General features: G+C 60.0%; 24 protein-coding genes. 16 read left to right on the top strand and 8 right to left on the bottom strand.

Annotation, left to right across the window (positions count from 1 at the left end; genetic code table 11):
• Position 1: 1 nt before the first annotated feature.
• Positions 2-517: an arsenate reductase ArsC gene (locus tag PDMSB3_RS35920; RefSeq protein ID WP_165189792.1), complete on the bottom strand. Its 516-nt coding sequence runs from the start codon at positions 515-517 to the stop codon at positions 2-4.
• Between the two features lie 249 nt (positions 518-766).
• On the opposite strand from PDMSB3_RS35920, the gene pstS reads away from it, so the two are divergent.
• The 7 genes from pstS to PDMSB3_RS35885 all read left to right on the top strand — a co-directional run bounded on the left by pstS (position 767) and on the right by PDMSB3_RS35885 (position 6749).
• Positions 767-1786 (top strand): phosphate ABC transporter substrate-binding protein PstS, encoded by a 1020-nt coding sequence (pstS, locus tag PDMSB3_RS35915; protein ID WP_165189790.1) that lies wholly within the window; start codon positions 767-769, stop codon positions 1784-1786.
• Between the two features lie 188 nt (positions 1787-1974).
• Positions 1975-2880 (top strand): phosphate ABC transporter permease subunit PstC, encoded by a 906-nt coding sequence (gene pstC, locus PDMSB3_RS35910; protein ID WP_232064469.1) that lies wholly within the window; start codon positions 1975-1977, stop codon positions 2878-2880.
• Entirely contained in the window at positions 2880-3740 is an 861-nt protein-coding gene (gene pstA / locus PDMSB3_RS35905) for a phosphate ABC transporter permease PstA (protein WP_201142204.1), read from the top strand. The genes pstC and pstA overlap by 1 nt, the downstream gene beginning before the upstream one ends.
• Positions 3727-4515, top strand: coding sequence for a phosphate ABC transporter ATP-binding protein PstB (pstB, locus tag PDMSB3_RS35900; RefSeq protein ID WP_165190123.1), 789 nt, complete (start codon positions 3727-3729; stop codon positions 4513-4515). Before pstA ends, pstB begins: the two co-directional genes overlap by 14 nt.
• 9 nt (positions 4516-4524) lie before the next feature.
• Positions 4525-5238: a phosphate signaling complex protein PhoU gene (gene phoU / locus PDMSB3_RS35895; RefSeq protein WP_165189786.1), complete on the top strand. Its 714-nt coding sequence runs from the start codon at positions 4525-4527 to the stop codon at positions 5236-5238.
• A 12-nt stretch (positions 5239-5250) separates the two neighbouring features.
• On the top strand, positions 5251-5979 hold the full coding sequence (phoB, locus tag PDMSB3_RS35890) for a phosphate regulon transcriptional regulator PhoB (RefSeq protein WP_165189784.1): 729 nt from the start codon (positions 5251-5253) through the stop codon (positions 5977-5979).
• Between the two features lie 356 nt (positions 5980-6335).
• Positions 6336-6749 (top strand): ArsR/SmtB family transcription factor, encoded by a 414-nt coding sequence (locus tag PDMSB3_RS35885; RefSeq protein WP_407670665.1) that lies wholly within the window; start codon positions 6336-6338, stop codon positions 6747-6749.
• Positions 6750-6865: 116 nt separating this feature from the next.
• On the opposite strand, the gene PDMSB3_RS35880 is transcribed toward PDMSB3_RS35885, so the two are convergent.
• Genes PDMSB3_RS35880 through arsH form a run of 3 tightly spaced genes read right to left on the bottom strand, consistent with a single transcriptional unit; the run spans position 6866 to position 8462 of the window.
• Positions 6866-7336: an ArsI/CadI family heavy metal resistance metalloenzyme gene (locus PDMSB3_RS35880; protein ID WP_165189782.1), complete on the bottom strand. Its 471-nt coding sequence runs from the start codon at positions 7334-7336 to the stop codon at positions 6866-6868.
• Positions 7337-7675: an ArsR/SmtB family transcription factor gene (locus PDMSB3_RS35875; RefSeq protein ID WP_087645399.1), complete on the bottom strand. Its 339-nt coding sequence runs from the start codon at positions 7673-7675 to the stop codon at positions 7337-7339. It lies immediately after the preceding gene.
• A 10-nt stretch (positions 7676-7685) separates the two neighbouring features.
• Positions 7686-8462 carry an arsenical resistance protein ArsH gene (gene arsH / locus PDMSB3_RS35870; protein WP_165189780.1) on the bottom strand — a complete coding sequence of 259 codons (777 nt, stop codon included), beginning with the start codon at positions 8460-8462 and terminating at the stop codon, positions 7686-7688.
• A 368-nt stretch (positions 8463-8830) separates the two neighbouring features.
• Between arsH and PDMSB3_RS35865 the strand changes: the two genes are divergently transcribed.
• From PDMSB3_RS35865 to arsN2, 3 genes are read left to right on the top strand one after another with little or no spacing between them, the layout of a single operon-like run.
• Positions 8831-9313, top strand: coding sequence for a hypothetical protein (locus tag PDMSB3_RS35865; RefSeq protein ID WP_165189770.1), 483 nt, complete (start codon positions 8831-8833; stop codon positions 9311-9313).
• Between the two features lie 14 nt (positions 9314-9327).
• Positions 9328-10581, top strand: coding sequence for an MFS transporter (locus PDMSB3_RS35860; RefSeq protein ID WP_165189768.1), 1254 nt, complete (start codon positions 9328-9330; stop codon positions 10579-10581).
• Between the two features lie 38 nt (positions 10582-10619).
• Complete coding sequence (gene arsN2 / locus PDMSB3_RS35855) at positions 10620-11054, top strand: arsenic resistance N-acetyltransferase ArsN2 (RefSeq protein WP_165189766.1); 435 nt, start codon at positions 10620-10622, stop codon at positions 11052-11054.
• A 260-nt stretch (positions 11055-11314) separates the two neighbouring features.
• On the opposite strand, the gene PDMSB3_RS35850 is transcribed toward arsN2, so the two are convergent.
• The gene (locus tag PDMSB3_RS35850) at positions 11315-11533 is read right to left on the bottom strand and encodes a hypothetical protein (RefSeq protein WP_165189764.1); all 219 of its coding nucleotides are present in this window, start codon (positions 11531-11533) and stop codon (positions 11315-11317) included.
• Positions 11534-11879: 346 nt separating this feature from the next.
• Positions 11880-12194 (bottom strand): hypothetical protein, encoded by a 315-nt coding sequence (locus PDMSB3_RS35845; protein ID WP_165189762.1) that lies wholly within the window; start codon positions 12192-12194, stop codon positions 11880-11882.
• Between the two features lie 86 nt (positions 12195-12280).
• Here PDMSB3_RS35845 and imuA point away from each other — a divergent pair, with 86 nt between their 5' ends.
• The 5 genes from imuA to PDMSB3_RS35820 all read left to right on the top strand — a co-directional run bounded on the left by imuA (position 12281) and on the right by PDMSB3_RS35820 (position 19041).
• Positions 12281-12988: a translesion DNA synthesis-associated protein ImuA gene (imuA, locus tag PDMSB3_RS35840; RefSeq protein WP_165189760.1), complete on the top strand. Its 708-nt coding sequence runs from the start codon at positions 12281-12283 to the stop codon at positions 12986-12988.
• Positions 12918-14387 carry a Y-family DNA polymerase gene (locus tag PDMSB3_RS35835; protein WP_197740322.1) on the top strand — a complete coding sequence of 490 codons (1470 nt, stop codon included), beginning with the start codon at positions 12918-12920 and terminating at the stop codon, positions 14385-14387. Before imuA ends, PDMSB3_RS35835 begins: the two co-directional genes overlap by 71 nt.
• A gap of 6 nt (positions 14388-14393) precedes the next feature.
• Positions 14394-17543 (top strand): error-prone DNA polymerase, encoded by a 3150-nt coding sequence (locus tag PDMSB3_RS35830; RefSeq protein ID WP_165189758.1) that lies wholly within the window; start codon positions 14394-14396, stop codon positions 17541-17543.
• Between the two features lie 46 nt (positions 17544-17589).
• Positions 17590-18549, top strand: coding sequence for an SOS response-associated peptidase family protein (locus tag PDMSB3_RS35825; protein WP_165189756.1), 960 nt, complete (start codon positions 17590-17592; stop codon positions 18547-18549).
• A 288-nt stretch (positions 18550-18837) separates the two neighbouring features.
• Complete coding sequence (locus PDMSB3_RS35820; RefSeq protein ID WP_165190117.1) at positions 18838-19041, top strand: DUF2970 domain-containing protein; 204 nt, start codon at positions 18838-18840, stop codon at positions 19039-19041.
• Positions 19042-19134: 93 nt separating this feature from the next.
• On the opposite strand, the gene PDMSB3_RS35815 is transcribed toward PDMSB3_RS35820, so the two are convergent.
• Complete coding sequence (locus PDMSB3_RS35815; protein ID WP_165189754.1) at positions 19135-20562, bottom strand: aminotransferase-like domain-containing protein; 1428 nt, start codon at positions 20560-20562, stop codon at positions 19135-19137.
• 970 nt (positions 20563-21532) lie between these two features.
• Here PDMSB3_RS35815 and PDMSB3_RS38095 point away from each other — a divergent pair.
• The gene (locus tag PDMSB3_RS38095; RefSeq protein WP_232064442.1) at positions 21533-21751 is read left to right on the top strand and encodes a hypothetical protein; all 219 of its coding nucleotides are present in this window, start codon (positions 21533-21535) and stop codon (positions 21749-21751) included.
• 436 nt (positions 21752-22187) lie between these two features.
• Here the strand turns inward: PDMSB3_RS38095 and PDMSB3_RS35805 are convergent, their stop codons facing one another.
• Complete coding sequence (locus PDMSB3_RS35805; protein WP_165189752.1) at positions 22188-22805, bottom strand: Dps family protein; 618 nt, start codon at positions 22803-22805, stop codon at positions 22188-22190.

Below are 22805 nucleotides of genomic sequence, written 5' to 3'. Positions count from 1 at the left end.
GTTACTCTCCTTTTTCGCGCAGCGACGTACCGATGCTCTGCATTTCCTGCTGGATTGCGATGCGGTCCAGCTTTTCGAATGGCAGATTCGTGAAGAGCTCGATGCGCTTCCTCATCTGAACATAGGCCTGCAGGAATGCCTTGCGCTTGTCGTCGTCCGAGCCTTCGGCCGTCGACGGGTCGGGCACGCCCCAGTGTGCTTTCGCAGGGTGACCGGGCCAAATCGGGCATACCTCGCCGGCTGCGTTGTCGCAAACCGTAAAAATGAAGTCGATTTGCGGTGCGCCGTCTTCAGCGAATTCGTCCCAGCTCTTGCTGCGCAGCCCTTCGGTCGAAATCCCCTGCGAACGCAGCAGGTCAAGTGCATAAGGGTTCGGAGCCGTCCCGGGATGGCTGCCGGCGCTGTAGCCGACGAACCGGTCACTCGCGAGCTGATTAAGCGCCGCTTCAGCAAGGATAGAGCGCGCGGAATTATGCGTACAGAGGAAAAGGACGTTGTATTTGCGGTGTTCGGTCACGAGATTCTCCAGCCTGTTTCAGGCAGCGGCTTGTTATATCGACATCTCTAATATAATGGAAATGTCGATGTGCGGCAAGTTGCCCCGTCCGCATCATGCCTCAGCGGCTACGGGGCAATCCGCTCGTCACATAAATTTCATAAAGCCGAACCCTTGTCACCTGAATGTCACGAACTATACTTAGCATCCCGACAGTCGTAACGTATCTAGTTTTATGGAAATGATGCTTACTTACTGAGGATGACCAAGATGAATACGCGGTTCGTGCAACGTCTGGCGGGTGCTGTAGTGGTGGCAACCTTCGCGGTCGCCGCCCACGCGGTAGAAATCACCGGCGCCGGTTCCACCTTTGTGTACCCCATTCTCTCGAAGTGGTCTTCAGACTACAACCAGTCTTCGGGCATCAAGGTCAATTACCAGTCGATTGGCTCAGGCGGCGGCATCGCTCAAATCAAGGCCGCTACCGTCGACTTCGGTGCGACCGATATGCCGATGTCCATCGAGGACCTGAAAGCGAAGGAGATGGGTCAATTTCCTTCCGTCATTGGTGGCGTCGTTCCGGTCGTAAATATCGAAGGTGTCACGCCGGGCAAGATTCGTTTCACCGGGCCCGTTCTCGCGGACATCTACCTGGGCAAAATCAAGAAGTGGAGTGACCCGGCCATTGCGAAAGCCAACCCGGGTCTGAAGCTGCCGGACGCCACCATCACCGTGGTGCACCGCTCCGATGGTTCTGGCACCACTTTCAACTGGGTCAACTACCTCTCGAAGGTCAGCCTGGAATGGAAGACCAAAGTCGGCGAAGGTACGTCCGTCGCGTGGCCCACGGGCGTCGGCGGCAAAGGTAACGAGGGCGTCGCAGCCTACGTGAACCGCCTGAAAAACTCCATCGGATACGTCGAGTATGCCTACGTGCTGCAGAACAAGATGACCTACGGTTCCGTGCAGAACAAGGCCGGCAATTTCGTCGAGCCGAATGCGAAATCGTTCCAGGCAGCGGCGGCGACAGCAGACTGGACCAAGGCGCAGGATTTCGACCTCGTGATGACTGACGCAGCGGGTGCTGATGCCTATCCGGTCACAGCCACGACGTTCATCGTCATGTACAAGCAGCCGAAGAACGCCGCCCAATCCAAAGCGACTATCGAATTCTTCCGCTGGGCGCTCGAGAAGGGGCAGCAGCAGGCCCAGTCCCTTGACTACGTTCCGCTGCCGGAGCCGCTCGTCAAGCAAATTGAGACATACTGGTCGACCAACTTCAAGTTCTGACGGTCCCGCAACCCACGGTGGCGCGGGGCCGATGGCACCCGCCACCAGTAGAGGAAATGTTCATGCCTACTACTGCTGAAGAACTGGCCAAAGGGTTAGACGGTGAGCGCCGAAAGGGCACCGTCCTCGGAACCGAGCTGACGTTTCGGGCTCGCAAGCGCTGGCTACCCGACGCGGCGGCGGACCGCATGTTCTGGTTTGCGGCCTTTAGCGCAGCGATATTCGTCCTGGTCCTGCTATCTGGCGTCGCGTTCTCGATGCTGTGGGGTGGCCGGCTCGCGTTCCAGACGTTCGGCTGGCATTTTCTCGTCAGCACCGATTGGGATGCCGTGGCCCACAAATTCGGCGCGTTGATTCCAATCTACGGCACGCTGGTGAGTTCGTTCCTGGCGTTGCTCATAGCGGTCCCAATCAGCTTCGGCATTGCGATGTTTCTCACGGAAATCGCACCGCGCTGGATGAAGGGACCTGTCAGCACGGCAATCGAGCTGCTCGCTGCAATTCCCAGCATCATCTACGGCATGTGGGGCCTGTTCGTGTTCGCCCCAGTACTTGCCGACCATGTTGAGCCCTGGCTCATCAGCACGTTTGGCAATGTGTGGCTGATTGGCCCGCTGTTCTCGGGCGCGCCCATTGGTCTCGGCCTGCTGCCGGCCGGCCTGATTCTCGGCATCATGATTATCCCTTTCATCACCGCTGTGATGCGCGACGTCTTTTCCGCGACGCCACAGATGCTCAAAGAATCTGCTTTCGCGCTCGGGGCAACGCGGTGGGAAGTGATTCGAAAGGTCGTTCTTCCATACACGCGCTCAGCGGTCATCGGGGCCATTTTCCTGGGTCTCGGTCGAGCGTTGGGCGAAACAATGGCGGTGACCTTCGTGCTGGGCAACGCCCACGACCTGAGCGTTTCGCTGATGGACCCCAGCAACTCCATCGCGGCGACCCTCGCCAATGAGTTCACCGAAGCCGATTCGCCCATTTACCTGTCGTCGCTCATCGCGCTGGGCTTTGTCCTCTTTGTGGTCACGTTCATTGTCCTGGCATTGGCAAAGATTTTGCTGCTGCGCCTGAACAGCATGGAAGGAGCGAAGTGATGGACACAACCTTCGACATGAAGAAATTCCGTCGGCGGCGTATGACGAACAACGTTGTTTTCGTCCTATCGGTCCTGTCGACGCTTTTTGGTCTGTTCTGGCTGTTCTGGATTCTCGCGACGACCGTGATAAACGGCTTCGCGGCACTCGGGCCGAGCCTTTTCACTCAGATGACACCGCCACCTGGTCAACAAGGGGGGCTTCTGAACGCGCTGTACGGTAGCTTTCTGATGATAGGTATCGCGTCTCTCATCGGCGTGCCGCTCGGATTGATGGCAGGAATCTATCTGGCTGAGTACGCACGCCGTACGCGCCTTGGTGCAGTCGTGCGCTTCGTCAACGACATCCTTCTGAGCGCACCGTCGATTGTCATCGGCCTGTTCACCTACGAACTCATCGTGCGTCAGATAGGCCACTTCTCAGGCTGGGCCGGAGCGGTAGCACTTGCCATCATCATGTTGCCGGTCGTCATCCGGACTACCGATGAGATGCTCCAACTGATTCCGGACAGCATGCGTGAGGCCGCACTGTCGCTTGGCATCCCCCGCTGGAAAATCAGTTCTCGCATTCTGCTCAAGGCTGCGAGCGCCGGCATCGTGACTGGCGCGTTGCTCGCCGTCGCCAGAATTAGCGGGGAAACTGCGCCGCTGCTCTTTACCGCACTGAACAACCAGTACTGGTCAACGACGCCGAACGGCCCGCTCGCCAATATTCCGGTCGTCATCTTTCAGTACGCGATGAGTCCCTACGAAGCCTGGCACACTCTGGCGTGGGCCGGCGCATTCCTGATGACGGTCTTTGTCCTGGCACTGGCCATCCTGTCCCGCACCTTCTTCAATCGCGCTCATGCCTCCCGTTAAGATGCCAACCGCCCGGACGACCAAAGCGCGTATCTCTGTGCGCGGACTGAATTTCCACTACGGCCGACGTCAGGCGCTGTACGACGTCAACGTCGATTTCCCGGATAGGGAAGTCACCGCAATCATCGGCTCATCAGGCTGCGGCAAGTCGACACTGCTGCGGGTTCTGAACCGGATGTACTCGATTTATCCGGAGCAGACGGCTACCGGCAGTGTCGAGATTGACGGAAAGAACATCCTCGACACGCATTTCAAACTCAACGAGTTGAGGTTGATGGTCGGGATGGTTTTTCAGAAGCCCACGCCATTTACGATGTCGATTTACGACAACGTCGCGTTGGCCATCACTCACCACGAAGCATTGACACGCAGCGAACTCGAGGAACGCGTCGAATTCGCGCTACGGCAGGCTGCGCTGTGGGATGAGGTCAAGGACAAGCTCGACCAGAGTGCGCTAGCGCTCTCCGGGGGCCAACAGCAGCGCCTGTGTATTGCCCGGGCGCTTGCCATCGACCCCGAAGTGCTGCTTCTGGACGAACCGACTTCCGCGCTGGACCCGATAGCAACCGGCAAGATTGAAGACCTGCTGCATGCGCTGCGCAAACACTACACGGTCGTCATCGTCACTCACAACATGCAACAGGCGGCCCGCGTCTCGGAACACACGGCGTTCATGCATCTGGGGAAGCTCATTGAGTTCGGCACTACCGAGCAGATTTTCTCGAAGCCGACCCAGAAAGCGAGCGAGGATTACATTACCGGCCGCTTCGGCTAGGGAGCGAAAATGTCCGACAAGCACCTCTCCAGCCAGTTCGACGCCGACCTCAATCTGGTATCCACCAGGCTGCTCGAGATGGGCGGCCTGGTGGAACAACAGATTGCTCGTGCGATGCAGGCGCTGGACACCTTCGACCTCGATATTGTTGAGCAGGTTATCGCCGACGAGCATCGCTTGAACGCGATGGAAATCCAGATAGATGAAGAGTTGAGCAACATCATCGCTCGTCGCCAGCCAGCCGCCAAAGACCTCCGGTTGCTGATGGCTGCTTCGAAGACCATCACCAATCTCGAGCGCGCCGGGGACGAGGCCCGCAAGATTGCGAAACGCACGCGACGCATCGCCGCAGACAGCGCAGCGCGGACCATCAACATCGCCGAAATCAAGCTGTCGGGGGAAATGGCGACGCACATCTTGCGCCGGGCGCTGGATGCATTCGCGAGACTGGATACTGTCGCCGCAGCGCAGATTGTCCGCGACGACCAGGCCATCGACGAAGAGTTTCGCGCGTTTGTCCGCAAGCTCGTGACCTACATGATGGAAGACCCCCGGAGCATATCCGTCGGGCTCGACTATCTGTTCGTCGCCAAGGCCATCGAGCGTATTGGCGACCATGCGACGAACATCGCTGAATTCATTGTCTATGTCGTCAAGGGCACGGACGTGCGTCACCTGTCACAGGATGAACTCGAGCGCCGTGCGCTGGATACCAAGGACTAAGGGGGAGCCAATATGCAAATCAGCGTGCTGATAGTCGAAGACGAACCTGCCATCATCGAGTTGCTTGCTGCCAACCTGAAGCATGCCGGCATGCACCCGCTGCCAGCTCGGGACGTCACGGTCGCGAGCGCGCTGATAGCGGAAGTTCTGCCCGACCTGATTGTGCTGGACTGGATGCTGCCAGGCGTGTCCGGGCTCCAGTTCATGCGTCAGCTTCGCGCTGACTTCAGGACTCGCGACGTGCCGGTCATCATGCTGACGGCTCGAGATGAAGAGCAGGACCGCGTGGATGGCCTCGAAGCTGGCGCGGACGACTATCTTGCCAAGCCGTTCTCGCCCAAAGAGCTTGTCGCCCGTATCAAGGCGGTCCTGCGCCGGCGAGCGCCACAGTTGACGGACGACGCGGTCACTATCGGCCGCCTCACCCTGGACCCGGCGACGCGGCGGTTGTTCGTGAAGGACGACGATGCGGAACTTCTTGTGCATCTTGGGCCGACCGAGTTCAAGCTGCTTCACTTTTTCATGACGCATCCCGAGCGCGTACACAGCCGTACGCTTGTTCTTGATCAGGTGTGGGGCGACCATGTGTTCATCGAGGAACGAACTATCGACGTGCACATCAAGCGACTACGGGCGGCACTGAAACCGGTCGGCTACGACGCCATCATCGAAACCGTTCGCGGTAGTGGTTACAGGCTGTCTCGAGAGCCGCAGCCACGACGAATGGAAAAGGCTGCGTAACGCCGGCCAATTTTGCTCGTCAACGAATGCGATCCACATCCAGGCGAAAGCGCCGTTACGTTCATGAAATTCTCCGGTCATCGCGTTAGAACTGTCGGTGGCCATCGGCACGGTCATCACAGACCGTCTGCGGCGGCGGTGCCGGGCACACAAAAAAAGCACTCTCTGCTCTGGGGGCCGGTTCGATTTCTCCTGGGCACGGTACAGATGGCGTTCGCCCTAATAGCCATCGCGGAACTCCTGCTCCATGGACTCTCGCCAACTGCTCTCGGTTGTGCTGCGGTGTCGAGCATTGCAACGCTGCTCAGTCGCCTGCTGTACCGTGGCCGCGGCGGACCTGACGGTCGCAAATTGTGATGGCGGTCGATGCCGGGCATCGTTGTCGCGCCGCTGTCATCTCAATAGGTTTAGAATCGTCGGCTAATCTCGACGACCTGTGCACCATGAAGGAAAAAGACGCAATCAAAGCCCTGTCAGCGCTGGCCCAGCCGACGCGTTTGGGTATATTCCGCCTGCTAGTGACGGCCGGACCCGACGGATTGAGCGTCGGCGTTATTCAGGAGCAACTGGACCTTGCGAGCGCCACGCTGTCCTTTCACCTCAAGGAACTGACCCACGCGGGTCTCGTGTCGTCCCGGCAGGAGGGCCGATTCGTCTACTACGCGGCGGAGATAGACCATATGAACGGCCTGGTCGACTTTCTGACGGAGAACTGCTGCCAGGGTGTTGAAACGGCAGACTGCAAACCCCGCAAAAAGGTGAAGTGTTAGGTTGCGCCCAAGACGGCGCGCTGTCGCGCTCGGTGCAAAGCCGCCGGTGCGTGAGAAGGATTACAGTTGCAACGGCCGCCTCGTAACCTTGGGCGGCCGTTTGCTTTTGTGGCCGCTCAGCAGCAGCCAACCTTTTTCTCAATCACCGCCGGAATCGACGTGACGGGAGCGCAGCAGGCGCCGCCCTCCGAAGCGGCAGCCTGTCGGCTGTCCGCTCCGAACATCGGGATGCCGCCGAGCGTGTGATACGTCTCCCAAGGCACACCGGCCGGGTCCTGCGTCCAGTATTTGTTCGAACTTGCGTAACAGCACTGCGCGCCGGGCTGGTCCTGTACCGCGACGCTGCCGGCGACGACCTGCTCGCGAAGAGCTGACAGCTCCTCATCGCTATCGACTTGAAATCCCAAGTGATTGACGCCTGCTTCACCGCCACGCGCCGAAATGGCGAAGTTCATGCGCGGGTCTTCAAGCATCCACTTCGCGTAATCGTCCTTGAGCACGGTGGGCTGCGCGCCGAACATACTGCTGTAAAAACGCACGCTTTCATCGAGTGTCGGGACAATAACGTGCACGTGAAATCGCTTCATTTACGCCTCCGTTTCGTTGGTCGCGCAGCCGCATTGTTCCGCTTGCTCCGCTGCGCAGCAGTTTTCCATCAGGAAATCCATGAGCGTCTGCATGTGGTCATAGCTGGCGCAGTAGATGATGAACCGCCCCTGACTTTTGCCTTCAATGAGCTCTGCGTGGGCGAGCTCCTTCAGGTGAAATGACAGCGTGGGCGCCGGGAGCCCCAGCTTTTCGGCAATGGCGCCTGGACTCATACCCGAGCGTCCAGCCGTCACCAGAAGACGGAAGACCGCGAGACGTGTTTCGTGCGCGAGCGCTGCAAGCGCCTTGACTGCAAGCTTCGAATCCAGGGTTGCCATGAAGTGCCTCTTATTGGTTGGTCGCCTGCGCTTCTTTGCGGGAATGGTCAGCGATTGCCTGGGAGGCTAGGTCGGTCGCCGGGTCGAGCGGACGGTCTTCCTTCACACGTTCGCTGTACCGGTCGACGAGATAGTCGGCACGACCGCGAAGCAGCAGCGTGAACTTCACGAGTTCTTCCATCACGTCAACCAGTCGGTCGTAGTAAGACGACGGCTTCATCCGGCCGTTCTCTTCGAATTCTTCAAAAGCTTTGGCAACAGACGACTGGTTGGGGATGGTGAACATGCGCATCCATCGTCCGAGCTGACGGAGTTGATTGACTGAGTTGAACGACTGCGAGCCGCCACTCACTTGCATGACGGCAAGCGTGCGCCCCTGCGTCGGCCGGATACCGCCGCTGACCAGCGGCAGATGGTCAATCTGCGTCTTTATCAGACCGGTGATGGTGCCGTGGCGCTCCGGGCTACACCAGACGTGTCCTTCCGACCAAAGGGACAGCTCGAGCAGCTCTTTCACTTTCGGATGGTTCTTCACATCAACATCATCGGCATGCGGCAGACCACGCGGGTCAAAAATCCGCGTTTCAGCGCCGAACGTCTGCAGCAGGCGAGCGGCTTCTTCAACGAGCAGACGTGAGTACGAACGCTCACGAAGCGAGCCGTAGAGCAACAGTATCCGCACTGGCTGCTGGCTTTCCATTCCAAGACGCGCGGCGATGTCAGTGTCGAAAAAATCTGGTTTGGCGGCCGGGAATGTCTGGTCGCCCTTGATTGCGTGAACTGTCATTTCATTACCCTGCAATTTGATGCTTCCAAGTATATGGAGGCGTTGGGTGCATTCAAGCGGCTTTGCTCCGCCCAACGAGCACCAACCCTCACGCGTTACTTGCATTCTACAACATTTCCGGTATTCTGGAAATGTGAAATCTTTGGAGAGATGCCATGAGCGGCGATGACCGGGTTTCGTCTGAATGGCTCCTGCCGGCGTCGGGAGGGTGGCAATGCGGCTCCGCGCAGGGACTCATTCTGTTGGCCGCACATGAGCGCGCAGATGTTTGCCAACAAGAACCGAAGGATGGGGGTACTGAGTCTGCGTCCAGGCGCTCGGCACTAGCAGCCGGCCTATCGTCGGCATTTCAGCGGGAAACCGGTTACGTGGCGTCGGCCATTGCGCTCACGGCCGCCGCCGACGAGAACCTTGCGATCGCGCGCTTCCTCGCCGCGGGGGGCTCCTCTGCCGCGGTGCTGGTGATGAATGCGGAAGCGCTCGGCAGTTGGCGTCCACCATGCGACTGGGAAACGCCCCTGATGCGAGTCCGCAATCGCCTGGCCGACGAGGGTTTGAAATTCTTCGTCGCATTGACAACGCAGGGTCAGAAAAGCGGAATGGCGGCAATGCTCCGACGGGTACGCGTGAAATTTGTCTCGCGACGTGTTGAGCATTTTTGCAATCGGGAGGGCATCGGCTTTTTAGGTACCGTCAACGAAGCGCCGAGCCTGATCGCCATGCCCCGGATAGGTCCTGAGGCCGAGCGCCTTGCCGTCGCTTTGGCGCAGAGGCTCGCCTCGGCGACTTTCTTCTGTTGCGACGCGTTTCGCACCGGCATGGTCCCCAACCTGAGCAAGTTGAGAGGCTGAACAAATTGAGCACGATGTCGAGTCGAACCGAGAACGCCAGCGGAGACAACGCGCCGGCAGACAGCCAGGACCGACTGGTTACATGGGCCCTGGCGCTGGCGCAGCTGGTCTCATGGGGCTCCGTCTACTACTCGTTCTCCCTGCTGGTAGTGCCGATGGAACAGTCCATGGGGTGGAGCCGGACAGCCACGAACGCCGCGCTTTCCGTTGGGCTCCTGGTTTCGGGATTTGCTGCGTATCCCATCGGCCGCTGGATTGACCACGGACTCGGGCGCCGGGTGATGGCCGTCGGCTCGGTAATCGCGGCGGCGATGCTGCTGCTCTGGGCCGACGCGCAGTCGCTGACGGCGCTCTTCGTCGCGTGGATAGGTCTCGGCATCTCAATGGCGGCCACGTTCTACGACCCGGTCTTCGCCGTTGTGACACATCGTTATCCGCGAAGCTTCCGCACCAAAATCACACTCATCACGCTGGTCGCAGGATTTGCCAGCACGGTCTTCATACCGCTGACCCAGTTACTTGTCGGCTCGGTCGGGTGGCGCACATCGCTTGTTGTGCTTGCGGCATTGAACCTGATTATCTGTCTGCCTGTCCATGTGCTGGCAATCCGCTCCTCGCGCGCTGACCCGGGCTCCCGGCAAACAAGTGGTTCAGTAAAGCTGGCCAACGACGCAGCCACACGTCGCGCGCTCCGTTCCCCAGTTTTCTGGGCGCTCGCCATGTGCTTCACAGCCTACTACGCGACGTTCGCGGCGCTCACATTCCATCTGGTGCCGCTCATGGTTGAGCGTGGTGTGTCGAACGCCGTGCTGGTCACAACCATGGCGCTCATCGGTCCAGCTCAGGTCGCCGCTCGTGCGGTGTGGTTCACGTTCGGCCGGACTGTCCACGTCAGCACCGTGGGCATCATCGTCGTGACGCTTTTCCCGCTGTCGACCATTGTCCTGATAAGCGCTGGGCACGCGGCCGTGCTGCTCTGGTTGTTTGCGCTTTGCTATGGCGCTGCAAACGGGATGATGACAATCCTGCGAGGCACAATTGTCCAGGACCTGATGTGGACTGAAGGATATGGCGCAGTCAGCGGTATGCTTTCCTTCCCATCAAATGTCGCGAAGGGAATTGCGCCGATTGCCGCCGCCAGCATCTGGAGCTTCACGCACGGATACGTGGCCGTCGAATGGACGGTGTTCATCGTCTCGATACTCTCAGCGGCCGCGTTCTTTGTGGCTGTTCGGGTTAGCCGACACGCGGCGACCAGCGTAGCCTGATACTTCCTTTGTCATAGTCCAGCACTGATACATTCGCCATGAAGATACGTGCCGCACGAAGTGATGACCTCGATGTCATCAAAGCATTGCTCGCAGAAAACGAACTGCCGGTCGACGACGTGGATGCAGCCTTGCTCGTCGACTTCCTGGTGGCGGAAGACGTCAGCGGCAGGATTGTTGGCAGTGTGGGTCTTGAGCGGGTTGGAACGGATGCGCTGTTGCGGTCATTGGCGGTTGTTCAAACTTCGCGCAATGCGGGGCTGGGAGGTCGCCTGCTGGCCCACGCGGAAAACCTGGCGCGCGCGTCCGGCATATCGGAGTTGTGGTTGCTTACAACGACGGCTGCGGATTTTTTCCCGCGGGCCGGATATGTAACAGTGAATCGGAGCAGCGCATCCACTCGATTGCAGGCGAGTACGCAGTTTGCGCAACTCTGTCCGGCGAGTGCCGTTTGCATGATGAAGACGTTTTAAAGTCAACTGGCCACGCGGTTTGCGGGACGTCAGGCCCCGAAAGAGTATCTCCGCAAAAAAGGCGCGCACGACTGACATACGCTTTGCCTTCGGGTGCAAACGGGGTCAACTGTGACTGCGCATCGACCTGCTGGCCCTGGAGCATAAGCAGCCGCGCGTGGTGCACTGTGTTTTAGAGAACTAGCTTCACGCACATCGCCGATGTTGGAGAACTGATTTCGCCCCTGCATAGGTTGCCGCGGACCGACGCGAGCGAGGTACTAGCCGTGGCTATCGACCCACGCACGTGCCCAGCCAAGTCCGGCGAACTGAGCCTCTTCTTCCGTATCAAAAACACCGAGTACCCCGGAGGCTTCAACCATCTTTGTGTCGCGGGTGATGGTTCCGCTACCCGCATATCGCGCAGGTGAAAGGATGTCCTCCTGCTGAAGTATGGCGTGACCGAAGATGCGATATCCGTTGTAGCTTCCCGATTCCATCAGCGCACAACCTCAACATACGAGTCGCGAGCATCAACACGCAGTACATTTCCCTCGGGTGTGATCAGACGGGGGATTTCCGATACGTCAGGCGTAACGCGTCGCGTACCTGCACCGGCAGCGCCCGCCTTCACGGCGAGCCTGGTGGCGGTGGTCGGCGTGCGGTGCGCCCGTGTTTTTAACAAATGGGGTACACGCCGCTTGTGTGTAAGCGACTTCGGCACGCCCGCCCCCTGAAGCAATCCACCTCGAGCTTCGGGCGGATTCCAGATTTCTATGTAGCGCTCACCTGCAAACGCGTGCGAAGCACACGCCACGAAAAGCAATCCGCATCCAACCAGTTTCACTATCGTTTCTCCTTGGCGATGCGATTCAATCTGTCGCTGCAGGATACATCCCCTCCGACGCACGACCCGTCGCAACCGTCACAGTAGTGGCGGTCGCGCACGGTACCGTCAACACGCCAGACATCCGTTTCCACCGGACTAGCGGTACCCACCGAGCGGCCATTTTCGCATGCAAAGAACGTCAACTCGCCGGCTCGGCCGCGACGAATGGCTTCATCGATTTCCTGTTCGCCAAACGCAGACTTCATGTCGGCGACAAACGCCGCAATTTCTGGCATCGGATGGCTGACGGGTTTGCGAGCTCGCATGTCCATGAAGCTTCTCCCGAAAAAGTGTCCATTCAACGCTACGAATTTCCGTGTAGGATACTGTACATTCATACAGGTATTTCCGCAATTCAATGACTGTCCCGTCCCCCATTCCGGAAGCAATACACCCGTCCCTGTGGCGGGCGTCGCAGCTTGCGCGCGGTCGTGGCAGGACAGTCGATACCGGCTACGCGGCGCTTTCAGCAGAGCTGCCCGGCGGCGGGTGGCCGATCGGCGCGCTCATCGACTTGCTGGTCCAGCAGGCCGGCGTGGGAGAGATGCGGTTGCTTCGCCCTGCGCTCAGCGCACTGGGCAAACGGCCCGTTGCGATGGTTCAGCCGCCGCATGTTCCGAACGGCCTCGGTCTCGAGTACATCGGTCTTTCTCCGGAACAGCTGCTGCAGATTCGCGCCGCAAAGACGGCCGACGCATTGTGGTCAGCCGAGCAGATCCTGCGTGCCGGAAGCTGCGGTGCACTCCTGTTCTGGACGCAGTACGTCCAGACGGCTTCATTGCGGCGGCTACATCTGGCCGCGCAGTCTTCGGAGACGCTTTTTTTCATGGTTCGTCCCCTGGCGGCGGCGCAGGATGCGTCCCCTGCCGTTTTACGACTGGCGCTCAGGCCAGAACGCGACGGTCTGACCGTCGATATTGCGAAGCGACGAGGTCCAGCACGCGCGGAACCTCTGTCCATCCCACTTCAACCAACCCCTGTCCTGTTTTCGCACCATGCGCGTATTTCTCGCCGTCCACTTGCCCCGGTTGCAACTCGAGGTCTTCCGACCAAAGTGGCTGCCTGAGCCCGCACATGGCTGCGTGGTCCTGGACAGGGACAAGGTGCTCATCGCAGACGGGGTAGCCAGGTCTGCGGGCGTGCGGGTTGGCATGAAACGCGGCGGTGTGCTGACGCTCACTCCGGGAGTGGAGATGTACGAACGCGAGCCGGGCCGTGAATATGGAGTGCAGCGGGAAGTGGCGATCGCGCTCATGAGGTTCTCGCCAGATGTCGCCATGCTCGACGAGGCGGTCGTGGTTGTCGACATCGGTGCGAGCCTGCGTCTGTTCGGCGGTCTGCTTGCAGTGTGCCGTCAGGCCAAAGCGATACTCGACGCAATTGGACTGACCGCGCGAATAAGTGCCGCGCCCACAGGTCAAGGTGCATGGCTGCTCGCGAAACACCGGAACCGGCGTGTACTCAAGATGGAATCGCTTGAGCGGCAACTGTCCGCATTGCCATTGCTGTCGGTGCCGGAGGTTCGACCGTTCGCTGACTGGTTCGCGGGACTGGGCTGCGAAACGATCGCCGATGTACGACGGTTGCCGCGTGCTGGTCTGCAGCGCCGTTGCGGCGAACACCTCCTTGATTCGCTGGACCGGGCCTTTGGCACGGCGCCCGAACTCTTTGACTGGCTGGAACTGCCCCCGACGTTCTCCGCCCGCATTGAAATGCCCGACCGCATCGAGCATGCGGAAGCAGCGCTCTTTGGCGCGCATCGTCTCGTCGTCCAGCTATGTGGCTGGCTGTGCGCAAAACAGCTGGCCCTGACAGGCGCGACCCTCCTGCTGGAGCACGAGCGCGGACGGCAGGCAATTGAGCCGACCCCGATCGGGATCGCGCTCGGCGAGCCAACGTGGCGTGAGGACCACCTCGTTCGGCTCATCAGGGAGCGCCTTGGACGGATTGAGCTGACTGCACCGGTCATTGCGTTACGGCTCGATGCGTCCAATGTGCAATCTGCAGTGCCGGCATCGGACACGCTATTTCCGGAACCCGGCGGCACAGCCGAAGACCACACCCGTCTTGTCGAATTGCTGGTTGCTCGACTCGGCGAAGAAAACGTACTCCGGCCTGCGCCAACCGCGGATTACCGACCTGAAATTGCCAATCGATGGGTGCCTGTCGCAAGTGCGTCGAAAAGCACCGTGCTGCCCGAAGGATTTCCGCGACCCACATGGCTTCTGGAAAAGCCAGTGCGTCTGCTCATGCGCAAACACCGGCCGTTTTACGGTTCACCTCTGCGCATGGTGTCGCCAGGCGAACGCATCGAGGCCGGGTGGTTTGATGGCGAACTGGTGACGCGCGATTATTTCGTCGCCCAGGGCGAAGACCAGAGCTGCTTCTGGATATACCGCGAGCGCGTCAGCAGTCGGGACGCAGAAGAAGACCAACGGTGGTTCCTGCATGGCCTGTTCGGATGACATGTCATGGACTCCACGTTTTCCACCCTGCCGGCGTATGCCGAGCTGTTCTGCTTTTCCAATTTCACTTTTCTGCACGGTGCCTCCCATGCGGAAGAACTGGTTGAGCGCGCGGAGCAACTGGGCTATTCAGCGCTGGCCGTCACCGACGAGTGCTCGCTGGCTGGCGTCGTGCGCGCACACGTTGCAGCGAAGCAGGCAAAGCTGCCGTTTATCGTGGGATCCTACTTCCGTCTGGTGAACGCTGACGGATCACCCGCGTTCGGGCTGATTCTCCTCGCCAGAAACCGCGAGGGATACGGCAACCTGTCCGAGCTGATTACGCTGGCCCGTACACGCGCTCCGAAGGGCGAATACCGCCTGACGCCGCAGGACCTGTCGCGGCCCGACAGGGAAAACCGGCACCTGCGCGGCCTGCCCGACTGCCTCGCCATTCTGGTACCCGACTTTCCGGCGAAAGAAGACGTGCTGGCAGCACAGGTCGAATGGCTCGATGATACGTTCACGGGCCGCGCCTGGGTGGGACTTGTGCTGCACCAGCGTGCGATGGATGACATCCATCGGGGTTCGGTTGAGTTTGTCGCGCGGAATCAGGACGTCCCGGTTGTCGCGCTGGGCAACGTCGTCATGCACGTGCGCTCGCGAAAGCCGCTGCAGGACACCATGACCGCGATCCGCGTTCGCAGACCTGTGCATGAGTGCGGCTATGACCTGACACAGAATGCCGAGCAGCACCTGCGTTCCAGACTGCGGCTCGCTAACCTGTACCCCGACGACGCACTTGCCGCAACCGTCGATATTGCAAGCCGCTGCGCTTTTTCGCTGGATGAACTGCGTTACGAGTATCCGGACGAACTCGTTCCGACCGGCTTCACCCCTGCCGCCTATCTGCGGCAGGAAACGTACATCGGCGCACAACGACGCTTTCCGTCGGGTATTCCGCACAAGGTGCAGGAACAGATTGAGCATGAGCTTGAACTGATAGCGGACCTCCAGTACGAACCTTACTTCCTCACGGTGTACGACATCGTGCGCTTTGCACGTAGCCAGAGCATCCTCTGCCAGGGGCGCGGCTCCGCGGCTAACTCTGCCGTCTGCTATTGCCTCGGCGTAACCGAGGTGGACCCGGCTCGCGGCAACATGCTTTTTGAGCGCTTCATCTCGAAGGAGCGTGGCGAGCCGCCGGATATCGATGTCGACTTTGAACATCAGCGCCGCGAAGAAGTCATCCAGTACATCTATCGCAAGTACGGCCGCGACCGCGCAGCAATTGCGGCGGCAGTCTCAACCTATCGACCGCGCGGTGCGCTGCGCGAAACGGGGAAGGCGCTTGGCGTTGATCCCCAGATCGTTGACGTCGTCGCAAAGTCGCATCACTGGTTTGATACGAGTCAGGATCTGCTTGCGCGATTCAGGGAATCGGGCCTTGACCCGGAAAAGCCGCTGATTCAGGCGTGGGCGAAACTCGCATCGCAGTTGCTTGGCTTCCCGCGGCATCTCTCCCAGCATTCGGGTGGCTTTGTCATCAGTCGCGGCAAGCTGACGCGTCTCGTGCCTGTCGAGAATGCTGCAATGGAGGACCGGTCTGTCATCGAGTGGGACAAGGACGACCTCGAAGCGCTCGGTCTGCTGAAAATCGACGTCCTTGCACTCGGCATGCTCTCGGCCATCCGGCGCGCGCTTGATATTGTGTCGGAGCAGCGCGGCGAGCGTTTCGAAATGCAGGACATACCTGCCGAGGATCCGCAGACCTACGAGATGATTTCGGCTGCAGACACGGTTGGTGTTTTCCAGATCGAATCCCGGGCCCAGATGAGCATGCTGCCGCGGATGCAGCCCCGGACTTTCTATGACCTCGTGATCGAGGTGGCGATCGTCCGCCCAGGTCCGATTCAGGGCGGCGCCGTGCATCCCTACCTGCAGCGACGCCAGGGATTCGAGCCGGTCTCGTACCCGAGCGACGCGCTGAAGACCGCACTGGGACGAACCCTCGGCGTTCCGATCTTTCAGGAGCAGGTCATGCAGGTCGCGATTCTGGCGGCCGGTTTTACCGCCGGCGAAGCCGACCAGCTGCGCCGCGCGATGGCCGCCTGGAAACGTAAAGGCGGACTGGAAAAATATTACGACCGGATCGTTCATGGCATGCAGGAGCGCGGCTATACCCTCGCCTTCGCCGAATCCATTTTCGAACAGATCAAAGGCTTCGGTGAATACGGTTTTCCGGAGAGTCACGCGGCCAGTTTTGCGTTGCTCGTGTACGCAAGCAGCTGGTTGAAGTGCCACGAGCCGGAGGCGTTTCTGGCAGCCATGCTGAATTCACAGCCGATGGGCTTTTACTCACCATCACAATTGGTGCAGGACGCGCAACGTCACGGTGTCAAAGTCCTGCCCGTCGACGTGACAATCAGTGGCTGGGACTCCGCACTGGTAAATCTGCAAGGCGCCGGAAGACCTGCCGTCCGGCTCGGTATGTCGCTACTGCGAGGCATGAAAGACGGCACGGCGGAACGCATCGAGAATGCACGCGCGGTTCGGCCGTTCGAAAGCGTCAACGATCTTGCACGCCGCGCGCAACTGGACCGCAAGGATCTTCATGTACTGGCCGATGCCAACGCGCTCACCTCCCTCGCCGGCAATCGCCGTGAAGCGCTGTGGCAATCCGTTGCAGCGGTACCAGACAAGGACATGCTCGCGACAGCGGCCGTTCAGGATGAGACTCCAGCCCTCGGTGCGCCCACTGAGGCCAACGACATCGTTGCTGACTACCGCTCAGTGGGCCTGACGCTTGGCCGGCACCCACTTGAACTACTCAGGCCGCAACTCCTCGCGAACAGGCTGATGCCGGCGTCGACGCTGCGCACCTATCGCGATGGACGACTCGCCCGTGGCTGCGGGCTCGTCACCGTGCGTCAGCGTCCGGGCACGGCCAAGGGTGTGATGTTCGTGACGCTCGAAGACGAGACCGGTAACGTGAACGTGATCGTGTGGCCGGGTTTGCTTGAAAAACAGCGGCAGGAAGCGCTGGGTGCGTCACTGCTAGCCGTCTATGGTACGTGGCAATGCCAGGGGGAAGTACGACACCTGATTGCACAGCGGCTGGTAGACATGTCACACCTACTGGGCACGCTCGTCACGTCGACGCGAAACTTCCATTAGGAACCGGCGTACCATATTGGCGCAACTTTCTTCAGGGAGAGCAACCATGTGCTATTCAGCCCAGATCCAGGCGGACTACCGCAAGTACGTCAGAATGTTTGGCGCGCACATGAGCATCCGGGAGTTCGCGCAGCTGTACTGGGAGCGCGCCGAGGGCAGCAACGTGAAAATTCCGAAAGCGATGGACGCCGCGTTCTCGGTTCCCCAGACCGACGAGGAACGACGGATCAAGGAAGCGATCGACCGGTTCAACGGCGAGCAGGCGACCAGGCTCGAGCAGGAATTGTTCAAACAGCGCGCGCGACTCGCCGACGCGGAACGCACCCTTCAGGGCAAAACGACGAAGGCGGCCACCGAAAGCAAACGGATCGCAACCAGCAAGATCGAGTCGACGCTGCGCGGGCTTGACGATCTCCGGCGCACCGAGCCGAAAGACCGCGATTCGCGAATTTTCCCCGGTAACTATGCTCCGGTGATGATCATGGAAGGCGGCAAGCGCGTCATCAAGCCAATGCGATATCACTGTCGCCCGGCTGGCAAGCCTGCGTTCTACGACAAGAAATATCCCGGGACTTACAACGCCAGATTTGACAACCTCGAAGGCTTCTGGAAGGGACTTTTTGGGTATTCGCACGGTCTTATCGTCGCGAATGCCTTCTATGAAAACGTGAAACGGCATCGCCTCGAAGGGCGTGAGCTCGCTGACGGCGAACTGGAGGAAAACGTGGTCCTGGAGTTCAAGCCGCAGCCCGCTCAGGACATGCTCGTCGCCTGCCTGTGGTCACGTTGGCAAAGCCCCGGCCAGCCTGATCTGCTCTCCTTCGCAGCTATCACCGATGAGCCGCCGCCGGAGATTGCTGCCGCGGGCCATGATCGCTGCATCATTCCCATCAAGCCGGAGCATATTGACGCGTGGCTCAATCCCGAGCCACACAATCTCGCGGCACAGTACGCGATTCTGGACGACCGCCATAGACCGTACTACGAACATCGGATGGCGGCCTGAGCAGCGCAAGTCATGAACAACATCAGGCCGAGGCTCGGTGGCACACACTCAGGTTGGACCGTTGCCCACTAACGAAAGTCTCCGTGCGGCGATCACCGGCCCTCTGCACGCTTGCCCGCGCAGACACTCAAACGGCTGCTCCGCCCCTCGATAGCGGACGTTTGTCTTCCACAGTGGGCCGCGACGAATTGCGGCCCGTGCTTACCACGCATTGAACGAATCTGCTGCTGTTTCCGATTCCTGGGTGGCTGGATGATGGATGCATTCCAAACCAACAGGAGCAGCGCCATGCAATTCCTCCGACTCGTCCGCATCGTTCTTTCCAGCTTCTTCGGCGTGCGCAAGCGTGCGTCGCATGAGGCGGACTTCGCCAACGTGAACTTTGTGCTGCTGCCGTTCGTGGCCGTGTTCTTGGCAGTGGCCATCGGCGCAATCATATTCGGCTTTGTGCACCTGGTCGCGGACTCGACGAGCGCAATGCAGGGCTTCTGATTCACGGTTCGCTGCATTGGCCGCGCAACCCGGCTGCTATTTGCGTGTATGGCTTAACAGCAACGGGCTCATCACGGTCGCACTGAACTTAAATCAGATTGACGCGTGCACCGCCGGGTCCTCGAGAATCTCGGCAAGGGCACGTATGGCTCCATCAATCTTGACGCTCCAAGGATGCCCAAAGTTGATCCGGACGCAATTCTGAAATGCGTGCTTGGCGGAAAAGATCGGACCAGGCGCGATGCTGATACCACGGCCGATCGCGAGCCGGTGCAGCGCCATTGCATCGACCGCGTCCGGCAATTGCAGCCATAGGAAGTAACCGCCCGAGGGCGTCACCCATCGGACCTCACGCGGCAGGTAACGCCGCAAAGCCGCCTCCATGGCTGCACGTTGCGTCTGCATCGCAGCGTGCAGCTTGCGCAGATGCCGGTCGAACCCGCCGTGCTCCAGGTAGTCCGCAATGCCCGCCTGCGCAGGAGTGCTGGCCGAGAGCGTCGTCATCAGTTTGAGCCGCTGCACGCGATCTGCGAAGCGTCCAGCGGACGTCCATCCGATACGATAACCCGGTGCAAGCGTCTTCGAAAACGAACTGCAGTGCATGACCAGTCCGTTGCCATCGAAGGCTTTCGCAGGTAGTGGCCGATCACGGCTGAAGTGCAGCTCCTGATAAACGTCGTCCTCGATCAGCGGTACGTCGCGCGCTGCAAGCATGTCAACGAGTGACTTCTTCTTTTCGTCGGAAAGGGTGACGCCGGTCGGATTCTGGAAATTGGTCATGAACCAGCATGCGCGAATCGGATGCTTGTCGAGCGCAGCGGCGAGCGCGTCGAGGTCGAGGCCTGTGACCGGATGGACCGGAATCTCGACCGCGCGCAGATCGAGCCGCTCAATCGCCTGCAAGGCCGCGTAGAAGCCCGGCGACTCGACCGCAACGACGTCGCCCGGACGCGTGACGGCCATCAGACACAGATTCAGCGCCTCCAGCGCGCCGTTGGTAACGACGATCTCCTCGGGGGGGATCGACACGCCGGTGGCCACATAGCGCAGCGCGATCTGGCGGCGAAGATGGTCGTTGCCGGGCGGCAGATCCACGACCGTGCTCCATGGGCTGAGCGCGCGCGTGCCTCGGGTCAGCGATTTGAGCAGGCGAGCTGAAGGGAACAACAGTGGTGACGGGAAAGCCGAACCGAGCGGCACGACGTTCGGATGCTTCGCGGCATCGAGCACGGAAAACACCAGATCGCTGATGTCGACCTTCGTTGAATCGGCAAGCGGCATGTCGTGATGCGACGGCACCTGTTTAACCGCCGCACCGGGCGTCACGAAGTAGCCCGCGCGCTCTTCTGCGCGGATCAGCCCCCACTCTTCGAGCAGATAGTACGCGCGGAAAACCGTCGACTGACTGACACCGCGCTGCGCGATGATCTGCCGGAGCGACGGCAGCCGGGAGCCGATCGGAATCTGCCCCGACCGGATGCCATCAGCGATCGAGTTGGCGAGAGCCTCGTAGCGTTTCATGACGGGCTGTCTTCAAATGTTTATCCCATGTTAGGTCGCCGTCGCCGGATGTCGTGCAATGTTCCGTCGCAAAGGACGACCCAACGAAGCTGCCAAAACGCTGTCAGTGGCAATGCAATTCGGCGTGGTCCGTTTTCCCCCGAAACACGCGATATTCGAGCAAAGTGTACGTGAGAACGTCTTAATCGGCTCGGCGAGGCAAGCGTCCGTTGCACCCCGAAAGCTGTCTTTGCGGCGTTAGGAGCCCGAGCGGCAGTTGTGGGTGTGCGCCGTGAAAAGGCGGCGCTTTCCAGCGGGTGTAAGTCCCGTCCGGCAACCGCTCCAGCCGGAAGCAACCGGAGCAGTCATGGAGGTAACGAAATGGCTGAAGCCTTCGGGTAAGCGTGTCACGAATTGGTGACAACGCGAGTGTGCAGGCCGTAACGTGAGTGACCGCTGAGCAAGCCTCGAAAATGCCGATGCCCAGGCCGACCCGGCGACCCTTTCGGGGAAGGCTGATACGACTGGACGGATGAGCGAAGCAGTGCCGCCAGTCGCCGCGCCGGGGTAGTGGCGACAGCATGTACACAAGGAAAGCGCACGCAACACGGGAAGCCCCCTGGCGTGTTCAGGGATGAGCAACCGGACGCCCGTGAGGGACAGGCCGGGCGCCTTGGGGTGACGGAGAGGCCCGTAATACCGATGAAGCTGGTGTAATGCCGGTGGAGGGAAGGGGCCTCAGTTCAAGACAGACGCAATACGTAGTGAGGACGTGGAGATTGGGCAACCTATCAACTCCGATTCGGGTTCAGAAGCTGCAGATGAGCATGGGGACTACGACCGCCTTCTACGCAAATTGCGTCGCGAACTGGCGTACCTTCAGACCCGGATGGTGGCCGCCGTCGTCAGGTACTTCCCCCAGGGGACATTAGTGGTCCGGCCGCCGGGCGGATTCTTTCTATGGGTGGAGCTTCCAGAAGGAGTCGAGACAGTGCAGTTGTTCGAGATGGCGGAAGCGCACGAAATCGCGATAGCACCTGGTGCAATCTTTTCATGCAGCCGCGAATTTCGCCGTCATATCCGGCTTAACTATGGCCGTCCGTGGACCTCGGACGTTGAAAAGGAGATGCACACTTTGGGCCTGTTGGCGACGCGAGCGCTGGCTGAGCAAGGGACTGCCCGGCATACCGGGCGCGAAGGGGCGGAATAACTGGCAGACGAGAAGCCTTGATTGAAGGCGGTGCCAGCTGGAGCGGAGAGTATCCGGGGCCACCCGCGTCCCGCGTCTGACGGTAGTCGGCCGAGGGACTGTGAAACGGTTTTCCTATCGCTTGAAAGGAACTCGCCAGCCCGATCAATCGAGGTCGCCAGGCCGGGCTCACGCTAACGTAGGCGCTGGGCCAGTACACCCGCAGATTCATGTCATGCTCAACGGCCTACCGGACGGGGGAGGCGGGGATGTCCGTTAAATCCAGAAAGCTGCCGGGACGGCTCGCCGCGGCACTTGAGTATGGCCGGGCTCGTCCAGAAGCCACCGTCAACGCCCTGAGCCTGCGCCAGAACCCATCTTGCGTTTCGCTCGGCCGTTGCCGCAAACAGCCCGGCAAGCTATCTGCCGATCGCCATCGCGTATCGCAGTGTCAACGTCATGCTGTGACCGCCAGAGACGCGTCGATCAGGTGCTCCGCGAGGAACCAGACCTGCAATTCGTTAGTGCGCAATACGTCACTGACCAGCACGTCATTGGTGCCAAAGTCGCCCAACTCGTTGGCCTTTCTGGCTGCACTGCGAGCGGCCACAATGACGATCTCATGCGCCTCCAACAGACGCGAAAGCTGTACCGGCACCTCTTCGCGTCCGCGTGGCGGACGCGGGACCATGGTCATTTCCGCCACATCGGCAGCCATGGCGATGCTGACCCCACCGAGCAGTTGAATCCGCTCTGCTAGCGTGTCGACGAGTTCGACCTGCTTATCGTAATGCTCGTCATATAGAAGATGCAACGACTGGAACGTAGGCCCAACGACCTGCCAATGATGCTTCTTGTACATGTCGCGCAGCGTCATAGTGTCGGCCAGGATCTGATTCAACAACTCTATGCTCGTTTCGCACGCGGTTTGGGACAACGCGATTGGCAGCTTTACGACATGGCCGTACGGCTGCAGTTCATGTGCGCGCTGGTGCAGCTTCGGCTCGGGCACATGTATCACGTCGCTGGATTGGCTTCGGGTTTCGGACCTGCTGGCCCCGGTCGTCTTTGCCAT

The sequence above is a fragment of the Paraburkholderia dioscoreae genome (assembly GCF_902459535.1).
GTDB classification, from domain to species: domain Bacteria; phylum Pseudomonadota; class Gammaproteobacteria; order Burkholderiales; family Burkholderiaceae; genus Paraburkholderia; species Paraburkholderia dioscoreae.
Note: the sequence above shows the minus strand (reverse complement) of the source record. Positions and strands in the feature narration are given on the sequence as shown.